Here is a 16,686-nt window from a genome sequence, read left to right on the forward strand (position 1 = left end):
CCATGTCCTCGCCGCGCCGCTTGACGGTCCATCACAAGCTCTCGCTGCTCCTCGTCATCATCCTCGCGGTGTTCGTGACGAGCCACGCGGTCCAGGAGTCCACGCTGGACCGGTTCCAGGTCGGCGGTCCCGTGCACCAGCAGCTCAAGCTGCAGGCGGAGACGTACGACACGGTCCAGGCGCTGCTGGGAGAGCTGCACGCCGCGCGCGCTGTCCTCCACCTCATGCTCGCGCCCTCCAGCGAGGACGGAGCGCGGCAGCTGGTCAGACAGTGGGAGGAGATCGCCGCGGGCGTGGACGCGCGCTTCGAGCGAGCGCTGTCGGTGACGGATGCCCCGGATGCCCGCCTGTACGTCGAGGACGCGCGCGTGGCCTGGGAGGGGTACGCCCGGGCGGTGCGTACGCGCGTCTTCGCCGTCTCCGAGGCGGAGCGGAGCCGGGTGCTCGCGGACTTCCTGGCGGGGGCCCACACGCGCCGCTACGCGCGGCTGGCCGAGCTGCTCGAAGCGGCGGCCAACAGCCTGCGCCTGCGCTCCAGTGAGCTGGAGCTCGAGGTGGCTCGCACGCTGCGGCGGGCCCGGTGGGGGCTCGCCGCGGTGGATGGGGGGCTCGGACTCTTCCTGCTCGTGTTCCTCGCCGCGGTGGGGCGCTCCATCACCCGGCCCCTGAAGGAGTTGATGGTGGCGGCGCGGCAGGTGGAGAAGGGAGACCTGTCCCTGCAACTGGCCACTGCCGGCGAGGACGAGATCGGCCAGCTCTCGCGCATCCTCGGGCAGATGGTGTCGCACCTGCGCGAGCTGATGCTGGCGGTGCGCCAGGCGGGCCAGGAGATGGCCGAGGCAGTGGAGCGGCTGGCGAGCGCGGCGGACGAGCAGGGGCGCAGCATCGAGCGGCAGGCGGCGGCGGTGACGCGGACGAACGCGGTGGCCGAGGAGCTCAGCCACGCGTCCGAGCTGGCGGAACGGCAGGTGGCGGGCGTGCTGGGCACGGCCGAGCGGGCCGACGAGGTCGGTCGCTCCGGCCTGGAGGTGCTGACCGGGAGCCTGCGGGGCATCCAGGAGCTGCGCGGACAGTTCGATGCCATCGCGCGGCACGTGGTGGAGCTGGCCGAGCACAGCGTGAAGGTGTCCACGCTGACGGAGACGGTGCGGGACCTGGCCGAGCAGAGTCACGTGCTGGCGCTGTCGGCGGGCATCGAGGCGGCGCGGGCGGGGCCGGAAGGACAGGGCTTCCGGGTGGTGGCGGTGGAGATCCGCTCGCTGGCGGACCGCTCGGTGAAGGAGACGATGGCGGTGCGCGAGCAGCTCAGGCGCTCGAGTGGAGCCATGCGCGACACGGTGGCCATCACCGCGCGGGGCCGCGCCCGGATGGAGGCGGAGCTCGAGCAGGTGCGGACGGGAGGCGAGCGCCTGGAGGAGCTCACCCGGATGCTCCAGGAGTCGAGCATCAGCCTGCGGAGCATCGTCCAGGTGGTGAAGCAGCAGCACCAGGGCCTGGGGCAGATCTTCTCGGAGGTGAACGAGCTGTCACGCACGACGGACAAGGCGGTGGTATCGGTGGCCGCCATGCGCCAGTCCGCCGAGCAGCTGCGCAGCACGACGGCGCGGCTGACCGAGGCCCTCTCCGGCTTCCGCTTGTGAGGAGTGCAACCGAGAACAGGGAGGGAGGCGCGGGGCCCCAAATGGTCGCCCGCGCCCATCGCGGTCAGTAGGGCGTGTCGCCCTTCTCGATTCCGAAGGCGGACGGGGGCGCGTAGGTGCCGTTCACCGTCGTGCCGCCGTTGTGGATGGCGGGGAATATCGGCTGCATGCTCTGCGGGAACCCGAACGCGGGCTTCGTGAGCGAATCGAGGCGGCCCAGCTCCTCGGCCGTGAGCTTCACGTCCACCCCTTTCACGTTGTCCTCGAGCTGCGCGAGCCGCCGCGCGCCAATGATGGTGGATGTCACGCCCGGCTGCGCCTGCACCCACGCCAGCGCCACGCGCGCCACGGTGCTCTCGTGCGCCCGGGCGATGGCCTCCAGCTCGTCCACGACGGCGTAGGTCCGCTCGTTCAGGAACGGCTCCAGGAACATCCCCCGGTCACCCTTCTGCTGCCCCGCGTTCGCGCGCGTGTACTTGCCGCTGAGCGCGCCGCTCTTGAGCGGCGACCAGGGCGTGATGCCCAGACCGAACTCGCGCGCCATCGGCACGAGCTCCTGCTCCACCGTGCGCTCCAGCAGCGAGTACTCAATCTGGAGTCCGATGAACGCCGACCAGCCGCGGAAGCGCGCCAGCATGTTGGCTTCGACGATCTTCCACGCCGGCGTGTCGGAGACGCCGAGGTAGCGCACCTTGCCCGCGCGGACGAGATCCTCGAGCGCGGCCATCGTCTCCTCGATGGGCGTGTGCACGTCCCAGTTATGCAGCCAGTACAGGTCGATGTAGTCCGTCTGCAGGCGGCGCAGCGAGTTCTCGCACGCCGAGATGATGGACTTGCGGCCCGAGCCGCCGCCGTTCGGATCCCCCGGGTAGAGGTTTCCGCTGAACTTGGTCGCGAGGACCAGGCGGTCACGCCGGGCGGGGTGGCGTCCGACGTGGTCGCCGATGATCTTCTCGGAGTGGCTCTTCGTGTAGAGGTTCGCCGTATCGATGAAGTTGCCGCCGAGCTCGATGTACCGATCGATGATCCGCTGGGACTCCTCGACGCTGGACCCCCAGCCGAGGGCTTCCCCGAACGTCATCGCACCGAGGCACAGCGGACTCACGCGCAGGCCCGAGCGGCCGAGCGTCACATAATGATCAAGAGGCATGAGGGCTCCAGGGGATGTGCTACCGTGGGCGGGCCAGAATGATTCAGCCTTAAACCAATTTAATCTTGAACCATTTTCCGCGCAACGGACCATGTCGAAAATCGACCCGGCGAAGATCTGGTCACTGAGCTACCGCCTGCTGATGTCGGTGATCTCCCACGTCACCCCGGACGTCGCCGCATTGGGGGTGGAGACCAAGGAGTTGTTCGTGCTCGCGGCGCTGGAGGAGCACCCCTACCCCGCGGAGCTGGCGGCGACCCTGAGCATGCCCAAGCCGACGGTGACGGTGTACGTGAAGCGGCTGGAGGCCGCGGGCTTCGTGAGCCGGGAGATCGACGCTGCGGACATGCGGCGCCACCGGCTGCGGCTCACGCCCGCCGGGCGCAAGGTGATGAACCAGGGCATGACACTGTTGTCGGATGCGTTCGGCGAGCGGCTCGGCCGCCTGAGCGCCGCGCAGCAGGAGCAACTGCGGATGTTGCTGGAGAAGATGGGCTGAATAAGCTTTCCTCTCTCCTCCTTGCCGCCGCGGGTCGTTCCAGATCGTGTCGTTCGAGTTCTTTGACACCCGCTCTGGGACACCCGCTCTGGCTGGCCATTTTTTCTTGACGGGATTTACGCTGGGACCTACCGTCATCACACTCTGGGTGTTGAAAAGCAAACAGTTGCCGTCACTCCCAGAGGGCATGACGTAGAGCCAAATCCTCAAGGACATCATCAATCATGGCGAACATCGTCGAGAAAGCCTCTCTGTCACTGGTAGTCGCATGGACGGTGGCGGTAACTCCAGCGCTGGCTTCGGAAGAGAAGATGCCAAGCGAGAGCCTCAAGACCTTGATAGCTACGGCTACCACGACCACCGTTTGTGCGAGCACGCTGACGCCAAGTGGCTGGGTAGACATTCAGTGGTGGAACTCGGCGAGCTGCGGGAGCACCTTTGCTCCGAACATCAAGATGATCCAACAACTCACGACCCTCCCCGTGGGCACGACCATCAACGCCTGTGCCTCCACATACCCTCCGGCTGGCTGGGTGCAGACGGGTGCTTCTTATTACAGCAGCTCGTGCCGATACTCAGTCGTACCGAGCCTGGATCCCAATGCCTGGACGCTGAAGCGCGTGTACTGACACCCGTGTCCACCGAAGACTCCAGCGAGCTGGAGTTCGAGGTGGCGCCGCGGCGGGCCCGGTGGGGGCTCGCCGCGGTGGGGCGCTCCATCACCGAGCCTTGCGAGAGAGCCGTCCGGCTGCGACGCTCACCTCATGGATCAGGAAATCGAGCGCGTCATCACGTATTTGTCCCGAGCCCGCAGTGTGCTGTTCATCACGGGCGCTGGAATCTCGGCGGAGTCGGGTATCCCCACCTATCGCGGCATTGGAGGGCTCTACGACGGCAAGACGACCGACGAAGGGCTGCCCATCGAGGTGGCGCTCTCGGGGAGCATGTTCCAGCGCAGGCCCGAGCTCACGTGGCAACACATCCACCAGATCGAGCGCGCCTGCCGGGGGGCGACCTTCAACCGCGCCCATGAAATCCTGGCGCGCGTCGAGGAGTGCTTCGAGCGCTGCTGGGTGCTCACGCAGAACGTCGACGGCTTCCACCGGACGGCGGGCTCGAAGAACGTCATCGACATCCACGGTGACATCCACGAGCTGCGCTGCACGCGGTGCTCCTTCACCGAGCGCGTGGTGGATTACTCGAACCTGGAGCCGTGTCCGAACTGCCCTCGATGTGGCGCGCTGCTGCGCCCCGAGGTCGTGCTCTTCGAGGAGATGCTGCCGCCCACCAAGGTGATGCGTCTCCAGCAGGAGCTCGCGATGGGCTTCGACCTGGTGTTCTCCATCGGGACCTCGAGTCTGTTCCCCTACATCGACGGGCCCGTGCTCGAGGCGGTGGCGCGCAAGCGTCCGACGGTGGAGATCAACCCGGGACGCACCGACATCTCGGACGTGGTCGACGTGAAGCTGCGGATGGGCGCGGTGGCCGCCTGCGAGGCCTTGTGGGCCGAGCGCGACCGGTGGATGGCTCAGCGCGGGTAGCGCTCGCCCGCGTCCCGGTAGGGTGAGTGCGTCCTTCCCAAATACTTCCACTCCCAGTCATACTTCCCCGCCCTGGCGGCATACCGCCGCTCTTCAAGAGGAAACACTGGATGCGGAACCGGATGCTCGCAGCATGCTTGTCGCTCACGCTCTCGGCCTGCGGGACGGAGCCGTCGGAGTCTTCCACCCGTCCGGAGCGCGACCAGGACGTCGGTCTCGACTCCACCGGGGATGTCCAGACCGCGCTCGCGGCGCTTCCCTCCGCCGAGGTCGTGGGCTCGCACGACGATGGCGTTCCCTTCATGATCAAGGGCCGGCTGGGCGCCGCCCAGGGCCTCACCGCGGGCGCGTCGTTGTCGGACATCGCCGCGGTGTTCCGCCTGCGCGCTTCCGACCTGGTGCGGACGCGCTCGCACCGGGACGAGCAGGGCCATACCCATGTCCGCTATGGCCAGACGAAGAACGGACTGCCCGTGGTGGGCGGGGAGCTCATCCTCCACCAGGACGCCAGTGGCCTCATCTACGCGGCCAACGGCTCGGCGCGTGACGGAGAGCGGGCTCCCTCCATGCCCCTCATCGCCAGCGACGCCGCCAGGCTCGCCGCCCTGAACACCACCCCGGGCCATCACCTCGAGACCGAGGGCGAGCCGCGTCTGGTGTACGTGCGCTCCAGCCAGGACGACAAGTTGAAGCTGGCCTACGAGGTGGTGGTGACGGGCGAGGGCGCGACGCAGCCCATCCGTGACCATGTGTTCGTCAACGCGGTGAGCGGAGTCGTCGAGCAGCGCGACTCGGACATCCACACGGCGCTCAATCGCCTCGTCTCCTCGAGCAAGACCAACAACCCCGGCGTGCGCGCGGAGGGAGCCCCGCCCACGGGCGACGCGGTCCTGGATACGACCTACGACAACCTGGGCGAGACCTACAACTGCTACAAGACCCTGTTCAACCGCGACTCGTACAACAACGCGGGCGCGCAGATCAAAGCCTTGGTCCACTACGGCACCAACTACGTCAACGCCTCCTGGAACGGCACCCAGATGATGTTCGGCGATGGTGACGGCGTGAGGTCCCTGCCGCTCGGTCTGGACAAGGACATGACCACGCACGAGTTCACCCACGCGGTGACCCAGTACGAGTCCAACCTCGTCTACTCGCGCGAGACCGGAGGACTCAACGAGTCCCTGTCCGACATCTTCGCCAGCGTGTGCGAGAGCTGGGCCTCGGGCACCTGGTCCATGGCCGCGGACATCTACAAGATCGGCGAGGACGTCTGGACGCCGGGGACCGAGGGGGATGCGGTCCGCTACATGGACGACCCGGCCAAGGACGGCGCCTCGGCCGATTACTGGGCCAGCGGCGTGGGCATCATCGACGTGCACTACAGCTCGGGCATCGGCAACCTGGCCTATGCGCTCTTGTCCAAGGGAGGCACGCATCCGCGCGGCAAGAGCACCAAGGTGGTGACGGGCATTGGCGTGGAGAAGGCGGGCCGCATCTTCTACAAGGCCAACACGGATTACTTCACGACCTACACGCTCTACGCCCAGGCGAAGACCTACACCGAACAAGCCGCGAGGGCGCTCGGCTACACCTCGGCCGAGGTCGCCTCCGTGTCGACGGCCTGGCAGGCGGTGGGCGTGGGCGTCTCCGCGGCCAGGTAGCGCGCGACGAGGGCGCCCTGGGCGCCCTCGTGCGTCACCTCACGGCAGCAGCTGGATGTCGTCGAGGTAGAGCGTGCCCTGGTCCTTGCCGGACTGAGCCTGGAAGTAGAGCTCCTGGAGCAGCCGGCTGCTCGCGCCCAGGGAAGCGAGCGGGATGAGGACCTGCTCCCAGACGCCCGGCTTGATGGCGTGGCCCAACGCCACGTCGAAGCGCATGCCCCCCAATTCGGTCGAGCCATCCTCCTTGAGCAGCACCCGCACGACCTGTCCGCCCGTGGTGCCTCCATGCACCCAGAACGACAGGGTCTTGTAGAGGCTCAGGTCCACCCGCGTGGTGGTGTTGAAGAGGAGGGCCTTCCAGGCATCCGGCTCGAAGGAGATGGCCGACGCGCCCGAGTGGACGGGATGGGTCGCGGCCAGGTCGCGCGTGGCCCAGCTCCGGTCCTTGAACGTGGTGTGGAGGCTGTCCGCGTAGAGGGTGAAGGCGGGCGTCGGCGGCGGCTCCGTGGGAGGAGTCGTGGGCGGCGGCGTGCTGGAGCGCAGCAGCCGGATGTCGTCGAAGTACACCGTGCTCTGGGTCGTGCCCGTGTCGTCCTGGAGGTAGAGGTCCCGCACGGTGCTCGTGGAGGACACGCCGAGGGAACTCAACGGGACGAGGACCTGCTGCCAGGTGCCCGCCTGGATGGCGTGGCCCATCACCGTATCCAGCCGCACCGAGCCGAGCCGCTGCGAGCCATCGTAGGCCAGCAGCCGCACGCCCTGCCCGCCCGCGGTGCCACCATGCACCCACAGCTCGAGGGACGTGTACTGGGACGCGGGGAGCCCCGAGACGTGGTGGAGATAGACGGCGTTCCAATTGTTGAACTCGGCGGAAAGGGACGCCAGGCCCGTACGCACCACGGTGCGGTTGTCGAGGTCGTGCGGGGTGTAGCTCCTGTCCGAGAAGCCATCGCCCAGGGCATCGGCATAGACGGACGTATCGCCCGAGGCGTCGCCCGTCGACCCCTCCATGCGTGCCCGGCCCTCGGAGACGGTGACGATGTCCACGTTCCTCGCCTTGAGGGCATCGAGGATGGCCGCGAAGTCGGTGGCGCCATACTCCGTGGATGAGCTCGCCGTGCCGGTCACGATCTGGTGGAAGGCGAGGATGAGCCAACTGCCGTCAGCGGCGGCGGCGTCGATCCACGAGCGCACCGTGTCCACCGTGACGCCCGTGTGCACGTCATACGAGCGCAATTGCAGGATGTTCGAGTCCTTGAAGTTCTGGCCGCCGTTCACCGTGCGGTGGCTGGCGTAGTACTTCGAGATCGTGCTCAGCACGCTCGGGTTGTAGGCGCCGTAGGGCGAGGCGAACGAGGGCACCGAGGGCAGTCCGAACTGCGACTTCAACCAGGCCTGCGAGTCGCTCAGCTCGATCTCCAGGGCATTGGGGGTCAGGGTGGTGAGATCCGGGTGGGTGATCGTATGGGAGCCAATCTCATGACCCTCGGTGATGAGCGTCTGCACTTGCGGCACGGTCATGTATCCCGAGAACCCGCCGCGGATGTTCTGGGTGATGAGGAAGTAGGTGGCGGGAATGCCGCGGGCGTTGAGGGCCGGGCGCGCCGTCGTGTACTGCGAGCTCAGGCCGTCATCCAGCGTGATGCTCACCATGCCTCGTTGAAACGGCGTCGAGCCCCACGCCGGGCCCATCCCCACCAGCAGGGCCATCACGAGCCCCCACGGCATTCCTCGCACGACAAGTCGTCCACGCATATGTCTTCCTCACGATGAAATCCCCCCCTGAAACGGGCCCCCTGCCACAGGATGCGCCCCTCTACCCGCGCGGGTTCCTGCTGGAGGGTTGGCTGGAGAACCAGGCGAAGCGCTGGGTCAGGCGCGGGCCACCTGGGTCCACTGGCGCTTGCGCCACTCGAAGGGAGGAATCCGGATGCGCTCCCCGACGGAGCCGTTCCACTCCGTCCTCACCCCGTGGCGTCCGAGCACCTCGCACACCTCGCGAGCGATGGCGAGGCTCGCGGCCTCGTGCTTCGCGGCGTCTTCCTCGTAGGCGCCGAAGGCCAGCATCAGCCCCTCGCCCGCGACGCCTCGCTCCAGGTCCTGGCCATGGAAGAAGACCGCTCCGCGCGGCGGCGTGTCCTGGTAGCTGGCGACCTCATTCACGTCGGACCAGCCCTCGGACATCGTGTAGCCCGCGTTCTGCAGCGCGACGACGCCGCGCCCGTTCAGCTCCTCGAAGGCGTTGTCGATGGCGTCGTTGAGCGTCGGCTCGCTCCAGCCCGCCTCCCGGACGCGCTGCGCCTGGAAGAGCTTCCGGGCGTGCGCGTCCAGCGTCTCCACCAGTGCACTGTCGGACTCGCCCAGCTCGTCCTCCACCCACTGCTCGAGCTCCTCGAGCAGCTCCTCTTCGTCCTCGAAGCCGCCGCGCACCGCGCACTCGACGCGGGCGAGCAGGTGCTCGCGGGAATCATCGTCGCTCATGCGCGGGGACTCTACCGCATCCGGGCAGCCTGACCCCTCGGGTCTGGACAGCGAGCCGACATCGCGAGTAGGAAGAGCCGCTCATCAGGAGGGATGGACATGAGCGACACGCCAGAGTGGAAGGGACGTCGTCTGGGCTCGTATCTGCTGGGTGAGCGGTTCCCGGACATTCCGGAGGACCAAGGGCGCCTCTACGCGGCGCACCATGTCGACACCGGAGAGCCCGTGCTGGTCGTGATGCCGGGCTCCGGCGACGACTGGAGTTCGTCCACCCCCTGGTGTGCGGAAGTCACGAGGTTCACCGACCCGGACGCCCTGGTTCTTCACCCCAAGCGCACGGCCGGGGCGAGGCCGCCGAGATTCCACGAACTGACCCTGGGGTTCATCCACCTCGCGGGCTCGCTGGCGCAACTCGATGAGCGGGAGGATGTGCGGGCCCACTTCCTGCGCTTGCGCACTCCCCAGCCCATCCGTTCTCGACACCGGGCAACACGCTGGGGACTGACGGCGCTGGCCCTGGCGGTGGGATTCGTCTTCCTGTTCTGGCCGCGCACGTCCACACCTCCGGAGATACGCGACCGGGCCAGCGACACGCCTACCTTCATGAATGGACAGGAGCTCTCTTCGCCAGTCATCGCCTACCCGATGCCAGAGAAACCCTTCAAGGAGCAGCGCAAGCCGCCTTGCATGCCGGGTACGGAAGTGGAGATTCGGGGCGGTTGCTGGATGCCCCACCGCAGTGATGCGCCCTGCCCTCCGGGAACGGCCGAGTACCAGGGCAAGTGTTACGTGGCCGTCAAGAAGCCGGACCCGGAGCCTCGATCCATCCAGCCCTAATGGTGTGAGGGGCGATGAACTCCAAGATGGAAGACCTCCTGAGTTCCCTCGAAGCAGTGGCCGGACAACACTCCAGCGAGGCTGAAGCGGCGACCACCCTCGAGACCGCGGCCCTAGCGCTCCACTTCATCCGCCGCATCGGCCGGCTGAATGACTTCTGGGAGTACGTCAAGGCCTTCAATCATGAAGAGGCCTGGCCGAAACCCCTGCACTCCTTCGGCACCCGGGACGAGGCTCTGGACTGGTTACGAACCCAGCCGACCCTTCCCTATGAAACAGTGCTGGAGGTGGCAGGTCATCTCCACAACGTCACACGCAGGCCGGACGGGGAGTGGGTCCTCATTCGCCCTCCCACGATCGCGGAGTTGGAGGCCATGGAGCAAGCGGAGGAGTGAACCACCTCCTCGTCATGCTCTCGGGCTGGCGCTTCTTTGCTTCTCCGTCGTCGGCTCCTTTCATCCAGCGTTGGGGTACACGCTGCCCAGGCCGCGCTCCGCTCAGGAGCGCGGCAGTGCAAGTGGTTACCTGGTGCCGCTGGCGGCCCGCTCCTGCTCACCTCGCTCCGGGATCCACTCCGGCGAAGGGAATGCGCGGCTCGGCCAACTCACGCACGATGGCGAGGTGGACGAACAGGTTGACCTTCTGGAGGTTCTCGAGCCGGTTCCTGCCTCCGGCCACCAGCGCCGGCTCGAACCCGTACATCTCATCGGGCGCGAGGGGACCCAGCTTCTTCAACGCCCGCTGAAACAGCGCCTTTCCAGCCTCGTCCTTCATATCCAGTTCCTGCTTCTTCTTGGACGCGAAGAACACCTGGGCGGCGATATCAGGATCCTTCGCGGGCGTGCGCAGCTCTTTCTCGATTCCAATCAAGGCGCTGGTGGGGCACAGAATCACCAGAGTGCGGTGGTTGCGCTCTCCCCAGGCATACAGCTTGCCGAACGCCGAGCGCGCCACGACGTGGTACTTGTCGAGCGTCTCGAAGGGAGTGCCAGACAACCAGCGCTCGACGAGTCCCTCGTAGTCCTCGGGGTTGACCGTCCAGAACAAGCCTTCGGCGTACCCGCACCACCCCTCCTCTTTCCAGTATTCCAGGAACTGCTTCGGCAGCACCTTCTGGTACTTCTCGAAACTCAGCTCGAGCGCGGGCGTCCGGAAGGACGCCTCGCCGATGTCTTCGATGAATACCTCGAAAGCCTCATCCCTCATGGGCAATACCTCCGGCCACGGCAGACCTCAAGTTTGACGTTCATCTTGGCATGACCCTGTTTCGCGTCGGACGCCTGTTTGGCCTGAGCATCAATGGTGGACAGCCGGTCTTTCTGGTTCCAGCTGGCGCCAATGGCGCTGTTGACCGAGGCATCACCCATTCCCTCCGGTTTGGACTTGCTCCAGCCTCCGGTCACCATATCCGGTTCGTGCAGAGCATCCAACGTGCTCATGATGTCCTTGGCACGGGCACTGGCTTGATTTTTCAGCTCGCGGTAGCCCAGGCCCTTGTTGTCGTTCTTCATGCTCTCCATGAGGCTGTCCCGAATCTTCTCCTCGAACGCGGCTCTTTCCACCTCCCGCGCCCTCTGCGCATCTGGATTGCGGCCGCTACCAGTGGCCTTTAACGCGTCCTTGTACGACTTCCGTGCGGACTCGAACTTGTCCACCGACATCTCGTTGATGGCGTCCTGCTGACGCCGCAACTGCCGATCGTACTCCTGGAGATATTTCTTCCGGGCTTCGGGTGAGAGCCGGAGAAGGTGTCAAAGGACTCGAAACAGCCAGTGGTCGCCGCAGCAGGGCACCTGGTCGCTCTGCCGCCCCTCTGGATGCCCGGGAGTCCAGTTCCACTTTCGGGCATCCTGACCCATCGGGTCTGGACAGCGAGCCGACATCTCGAGTAGGAAGCGGCGCTCATCAGGAGGCATGGAATGAGCGATACGCCAGAGTGGAAGGGACGTCGTCTGGGCTCGTATGTGCTGGGTGAGCGGTTCCCGGACATTCCGGAGGATCAAGGGCGCCTCTACGCGGCGCACCATGTCGACACCGGGGAGCCCGCGTTGGTCGTGATGCCGGGCTCCGGCGACGACTGGAATTCGTCCACCCCCTGGTGTGCGGAGACCACGAGGTACACCGACCCGGACGCCCTTGTTCTTCACCCCAAGCGTACGGACGGGGCGGGGCCGCCGAGAGTCCACGAACTGACCCTGGGTTTCATCCACCTCGCGGGTTCGCTGGCGCAACTCGATGAGGGGGAGGATGTGCGAGCACACTTCCTGCGCGCTCCCCGGCCCATCCGTGCACGACACCAGGCAACGCGCTGGGGACTCACGGCGATGGCCCTCGCGGTGGGATTCGTCTTCCTGTTCTGGCCGCGCACGTCCACACCTCCGGACATGCGCGACCTACCCGATGACACTCCCATCCTAATGGATGGGCAGAACCTCCATTCAGCCATTGCCTATCCAATGCCGGAGAAGCCCTTCGAGGTGCAGCGCAAGCCACCCTGCATGCCCGAAACGGAAGTGGAGATCAGGGGCGGTTGCTGGGTGCGCCATCGCCGCGATGCACCCTGCCCTCCGGGAACGGCCGAGTACCAGGGCAAGTGTTACGTGGCCGTCAAGAAGCCGGACCCAGAACCTCGATCCATCCAGCCCTGAGTTCGAGTTTCGGTGCGCCAGGCAAAGCTTGGGTGAGGAGGAAGCGATAGAGAACGGAAACCTCACGAGTAACCCAGCAGGTGCGAGTCCTGCCCGGCAAAGGAGGCTACCAGCCGGAAGCGAGTCTTGCGTGGTGCCGGGGTAACCCGGACTGCGAAGCGTAGACAGCGAGTGGGCGGGCCGCGTGATTGAGCCCCGAAAGGAACCTGTCGCGAGAGCTAACGCCGTCGAAACAGCGGAAGGCCGCATCGGGAGGTCGCAAGGGCCTGACCTCTCGGTCTCGCCGGGGTCGAAGAGCGGAGCACGTCCGCGGAGGGTTGCCCAGGAACCTGGGAGACCCTGACGTTTCCATGACATGAGACCGGTTGGGGACGCCGGAGAACAACCCTGGCTCGAGGAGGATGGGCGCCCGACCTCCCTGGGAGCGAAAGACGGGTGGCGATGGTACTGCTGCGGCGAAGGAAACGAAGCCGGGCAGGAGGAGCGTCAGGGAGTCGGAGCGCCTCGTACTACCGCGGAAGCGGGGGAACGCACCCAAGCGGACCCTGTGGAGGGAAGGGGGCGCCCGGAGCATGGAACCGTGGGAGGGAAACACGGCGGGGACACCGAGCCCCAGCAGCGTGTCAACGTGACTTCGACGGATAGTGGTGCTGGCGCGAAGCCAGCGGAGGCGTGAGTCGGCAGTCGTCTGCTCACGGCGAAGCCATGCGACGAAGAGCCGGATGCGGTAGTCCCGCACGTCCGGATCCGTGGGAGCCCCGGGGGAGCAATCGCCCGGGGCCACCCGACCAGTTTCTAGCGATGCGCAGGCCGCTGCCTTCAAGGAGCCGAGTAGTAGCAAGAGGAGGTTTTGTCGAATCTTCTTGCCACCGGGGTTCGCCGAGGTCACTCCACCGCATGGCCTCCGGCAGTTTCACGATGGGCGCGGAGGCGTCCGTCAGTTGCATGGGCTGGATCGCGGGCCCTCCACCGCCAAGTCCACGGCCTTGAGGGCAGCGGGCTGGCGTGGAGAGCCATGGATCACGGGGTGAAGATGGGCGCTACGGTGGAACTCTCCCAGCCGGCCGTCAGCAGTACGCTGCCCGGATGCAGAAGGATGGCGGCTCCTCCCGTGCAACTGGCCGGGATATTGTCAAGCAGGGTCCATTCGTTGGTCTCCGGATCGTATACCTCGGTGCCGCCGTCAACACCCCCCGCGATCAGAAGCTGCCCTGAGTAGAGGAGGGTCGCCGTGTGGTTGCGGTGCAACCGGTTCATCGTGGGACCCGCGCGCCACTGGGTAGTATACGGATTGTAAATGAACGTCGTGCCCGGCGTGGAATTGGACGAATCGCCGCCCACCACCATCACCTCGCCCGAGTAGAGCCGCGTGACGGTGAAGCCATCACGGTGGCCCGGCAGTGCTCCATGCTGGCTCCACCTGTTGGTGTAGGGATCATAGAGGTCCACTTGCGACCCTGTGATCAACAGCACTTCGCCCGAATACAGCATCGTCGCGACAGACCCAGAGCTGTCGTGTTCCAGCTCGCCTGCGGGAGACCACGCGCCCGTTTCCGGATCATACAGTTCTGCGGTGGTCGCCGGACTGACGTGGACATTCGAGCCATCGAGGTTCTCGATTTCGCCGCCCGTGACCAGCACCTTGCCCGACCGGAGCAGGGTCGCCTGGTGGCCAGAACGCCGCTGACTCAAAGAGCCGGTATAGCTCCAGGAGCGCGTGACCGGATCGTAAAGCTCTGCGCTCGAGAGCGTGGATTCGTCATTCCGGCCACCCGACACCAGGATTTTTCCGGACGCCAGCTTGACGGTGGCGAAGTTGTAGCGCGGCGAGTTCAGAGCCCCCGTGGCCTGCCAAGTGTTTGAATAGGGATTGTAGAGTTCGGTCAGGCTGATGGAGGACGCGACACCGAGCGAGTTGCGCGTATGGCCCCCCGTGACCAGCACCAGTCCGGAGCTGAGCAGCGCCGCGCCCTGCACGCCGCGTGGAGACTGCATCGCTGAACTCGTCGCCCACGATGATTTTGGCAGCGGTCCGAACTTCAAGCGTGCGGCGATCATCTTGTGGTCAGACCACAGGTGAGGGTCTGCGACCGTCTGGAAGTCGCCCACGTTGGTGGTGCTGCCGCTATAGAGGGTGAAAATGTAATCGAGCACATTGCCCGAGTTGGTTGCGGTGTTGAATGTGTGGTACTTCAAACACAGGCTGGAGGCGGTCGTGCATTCCGATGTCTCCTTGAAGAAGTCGCCTCGGGCATCCCGCAGACCATAGTCATGAAGCAGTCGAGGCACCGACTTGGCTTCGGTGTTGCCTCCTGGGAATTGACCTGTTTTCGTCTTGTAATAAGCATTCATGTCGCCGATGATCGCGATCGGGGCTCCTGGCGGATGGGCCACGCCGTCAGTCATCGTCGAAGCGGAGATACCCTTCAATGCTTTTGCAAGTCCTCGCGCGACCTCTCCGTTGAAGAAGTCAGCCACTCCGTCCGTAGTATCGCTGTATCCATGGTCGACAATCGAGTGGATCGAGGAAACGATGATGTACCTGTTCGGTTGGTCGGTCGAGGGTCCGGTCGACATCAGGATCGCCCACGGGAAGACCTTGTCTTTCTTGACAGAGTCCTTGTTGACAAAGCTCCTGCCCAGTGCGTTGAGGTAGGCATCCCGATATTTGGGATCGATCAGATTCCCTCCCAGGAAGGTGCCGCTTGCGATGGGCTTGAGCGTGGAGGTGTTGTAATAGATGTGCGATGCTCTCGCCACTGTTCTCGGAATCACCTCGTTGGTGGAGGTGATGGTGATGGGGTCGCCTGTCAGTAGATACTTGGAGTAGTCGACCGCCTGTTGATAGCCGTAAGTTCGTAGCCGTGCATCGAGGTGCTCGCGCTGGGTGGTGTGGGTTCCGTTGATGATGACCTTCGATGTTCCGGACTCCTGCACGGCGACAACGTCGGCCTGTAGGTTCTGGCCGTCAAAATTCATTGTGTCTTTGATGCGCGAGATGATCGCGTTCGACCGCTTGCCTCCGTTGTAGCCATCAAAATCTCCCCAGAACATATACCTTGCTTCCGGATAGTTTTCGACCTTGTACACATCCGCTGCTGTTTGGGGAACATCATTCACGTAGTATTTGGAGTAGTCATACGCGGCGATGTTATACGAAGCAAATGTCCAGGACTTGGCGCTGGGTGCAGATGCCGCCGCGAAGCTGGATGCCGTGGGGGCGAACACCATCCCGAGGCACGCGAGCGCGACGACCGCGGCCCTTGTGTTGACGGGGCGTGCTCCGGGCTTGTTGTCTTCAATGGACATCACTGTGAACTCCTATCTGCGTGGGGGCCCTGCGTGAATCAAATGGCGTAAACCGCGGAGTCTGGATTGTGCGCTTTGTGCATCGAACCCGCACAAATAGTGAATCCGAGACTAAGAATGGCCCTTGAGGACGGCAACGGGAGGGCATGTGAATGATGGGTTTTTCCGCGCTCTTCTGTTCTCCTGAATTCACTCCGGAGCCAATTGTTCGCGATTGGGCAGGCTCGCTCCCCCGCACGAACCGGGACCGGCCCCGCAGAACGCGCGGTTATGCCCAGGCACGGTACACTGCGAGCACCATGAGTCAGCGTCGCGATCCCCCGAATCGGGTTCCTCCCCTCCAGACCCTTCAGGTCAACCCCGACCATGTGCTCGGCCAGCTGGCCCAGGTGCTGACGACAAGCCAGACGCACGAGTTACCCGAGGTGCGCGAGCGCGCGGCGTAGAAGGCGGAGCGGTGGCAACGCGTCTTCCAGGGCCTAAGTAGGTCGCTAGAAGTTTTCGACACCTACAGGGCCCATTCCCCTCTGGGAAAGAGCCCTTTGTGTATCTGAGAGCGGGGCACGCACACAGGAGGGTTCTGCGGGAACCTGGGAGGTGCTGACGACTCCACGTCAAAGAGACCGGAGGGCAACCGGAAGAAAGCCCAGGCCCGAGGGAGATGGGCGCCCGACTCCCGCGGGAGCGTGGCGGGTGGTAGCGCGCTGGCGAAGGAAACGAAGCCGGGCGTGAAGGTCGTCAGGAAGTCGGAGTGCCTCGTAGTACCGCTGAAGCAGGGGAACGCACCCGGGCGGACCCTGTGGAAGGAAGGGGGCACCGGAACATGGAATCGAGGGAGGGAAAGATGGCGGGGACACCGAGCCCTACAACCGTCTCAACGAAACTCCAACGGATAGCGACGCTGGCGAGCTCATCCA

At 65.3% G+C, this 16,686-nt stretch carries 14 protein-coding genes and 1 pseudogene; 9 read left to right on the top strand and 6 right to left on the bottom strand.

The genetic code is table 11. The features are described from left to right. The first annotated feature begins 2 nt into the window (after positions 1-2). Positions 3-1,640 carry a methyl-accepting chemotaxis protein gene (locus D187_RS50735; protein WP_002631624.1) on the top strand — a complete coding sequence of 546 codons (1,638 nt, stop codon included), beginning with the start codon at positions 3-5 and terminating at the stop codon, positions 1,638-1,640. A 64-nt stretch (positions 1,641-1,704) separates the two neighbouring features. Here D187_RS50735 and D187_RS33550 read toward each other — a convergent pair whose 3' ends face one another. Continuing rightward, entirely contained in the window at positions 1,705-2,790 is a 1,086-nt protein-coding gene (locus D187_RS33550) for an aldo/keto reductase (RefSeq protein WP_002631623.1), read from the bottom strand. 91 nt (positions 2,791-2,881) lie between these two features. Here D187_RS33550 and D187_RS33555 point away from each other — a divergent pair, with 91 nt between their 5' ends. The 4 genes from D187_RS33555 to D187_RS33570 all read left to right on the top strand — a co-directional run bounded on the left by D187_RS33555 (position 2,882) and on the right by D187_RS33570 (position 6,494). After that, complete coding sequence (locus D187_RS33555; RefSeq protein ID WP_002631622.1) at positions 2,882-3,289, top strand: MarR family winged helix-turn-helix transcriptional regulator; 408 nt, start codon at positions 2,882-2,884, stop codon at positions 3,287-3,289. Between the two features lie 224 nt (positions 3,290-3,513). After that, complete coding sequence (locus tag D187_RS55665) at positions 3,514-3,918, top strand: hypothetical protein (protein WP_155893777.1); 405 nt, start codon at positions 3,514-3,516, stop codon at positions 3,916-3,918. A 135-nt stretch (positions 3,919-4,053) separates the two neighbouring features. Then, entirely contained in the window at positions 4,054-4,830 is a 777-nt protein-coding gene (locus tag D187_RS33565; protein ID WP_002631620.1) for an SIR2 family NAD-dependent protein deacylase, read from the top strand. A gap of 122 nt (positions 4,831-4,952) precedes the next feature. Next, positions 4,953-6,494 carry a M4 family metallopeptidase gene (locus D187_RS33570; RefSeq protein ID WP_245591887.1) on the top strand — a complete coding sequence of 514 codons (1,542 nt, stop codon included), beginning with the start codon at positions 4,953-4,955 and terminating at the stop codon, positions 6,492-6,494. Between the two features lie 39 nt (positions 6,495-6,533). Here the strand turns inward: D187_RS33570 and D187_RS33580 are convergent, their stop codons facing one another. Together D187_RS33580 and D187_RS33585 are read right to left on the bottom strand one after the other, a co-directional pair. Next, the gene (locus D187_RS33580; protein WP_081713961.1) at positions 6,534-8,249 is read right to left on the bottom strand and encodes a polysaccharide deacetylase family protein; all 1,716 of its coding nucleotides are present in this window, start codon (positions 8,247-8,249) and stop codon (positions 6,534-6,536) included. Positions 8,250-8,366: 117 nt separating this feature from the next. Continuing rightward, positions 8,367-8,975 carry a DUF6891 domain-containing protein gene (locus tag D187_RS33585; RefSeq protein WP_002631616.1) on the bottom strand — a complete coding sequence of 203 codons (609 nt, stop codon included), beginning with the start codon at positions 8,973-8,975 and terminating at the stop codon, positions 8,367-8,369. 99 nt (positions 8,976-9,074) lie between these two features. Between D187_RS33585 and D187_RS50740 the strand changes: the two genes are divergently transcribed. Both D187_RS50740 and D187_RS33595 read left to right on the top strand, forming a co-directional pair. Beyond that, complete coding sequence (locus D187_RS50740; RefSeq protein WP_002631615.1) at positions 9,075-9,812, top strand: hypothetical protein; 738 nt, start codon at positions 9,075-9,077, stop codon at positions 9,810-9,812. Positions 9,813-9,826: 14 nt separating this feature from the next. After that, the gene (locus D187_RS33595) at positions 9,827-10,207 is read left to right on the top strand and encodes a hypothetical protein (RefSeq protein WP_002631614.1); all 381 of its coding nucleotides are present in this window, start codon (positions 9,827-9,829) and stop codon (positions 10,205-10,207) included. Positions 10,208-10,364: 157 nt separating this feature from the next. Here the strand turns inward: D187_RS33595 and D187_RS33600 are convergent, their stop codons facing one another. Together D187_RS33600 and D187_RS33605 are read right to left on the bottom strand one after the other, a co-directional pair. Further along, complete coding sequence (locus D187_RS33600; protein WP_002631613.1) at positions 10,365-11,018, bottom strand: GAD-like domain-containing protein; 654 nt, start codon at positions 11,016-11,018, stop codon at positions 10,365-10,367. After that, positions 11,015-11,521, bottom strand: a pseudogene (locus tag D187_RS33605) (polymorphic toxin type 15 domain-containing protein); the annotation flags it as partial. The gene D187_RS33600 and the pseudogene D187_RS33605, both read right to left, overlap by 4 nt. A gap of 210 nt (positions 11,522-11,731) precedes the next feature. On the opposite strand from D187_RS33605, the gene D187_RS50745 reads away from it, so the two are divergent. Then, positions 11,732-12,460 (top strand): hypothetical protein, encoded by a 729-nt coding sequence (locus tag D187_RS50745; RefSeq protein WP_020918454.1) that lies wholly within the window; start codon positions 11,732-11,734, stop codon positions 12,458-12,460. A gap of 1,020 nt (positions 12,461-13,480) precedes the next feature. Here D187_RS50745 and D187_RS54260 read toward each other — a convergent pair. Next, positions 13,481-15,769, bottom strand: a complete 2,289-nt coding sequence (locus D187_RS54260; RefSeq protein ID WP_002631611.1) for a kelch-like protein — start codon at positions 15,767-15,769, stop codon at positions 13,481-13,483. A 299-nt stretch (positions 15,770-16,068) separates the two neighbouring features. Between D187_RS54260 and D187_RS55670 the strand changes: the two genes are divergently transcribed. Next, a complete protein-coding gene (locus D187_RS55670) occupies positions 16,069-16,215 on the top strand; it encodes a hypothetical protein (protein WP_002631610.1) in 147 nt (48 codons plus the stop codon). Positions 16,216-16,686 lie beyond the last annotated feature (471 nt).

Source organism: Cystobacter fuscus DSM 2262 (assembly GCF_000335475.2).
GTDB lineage: Bacteria > Myxococcota > Myxococcia > Myxococcales > Myxococcaceae > Cystobacter > Cystobacter fuscus.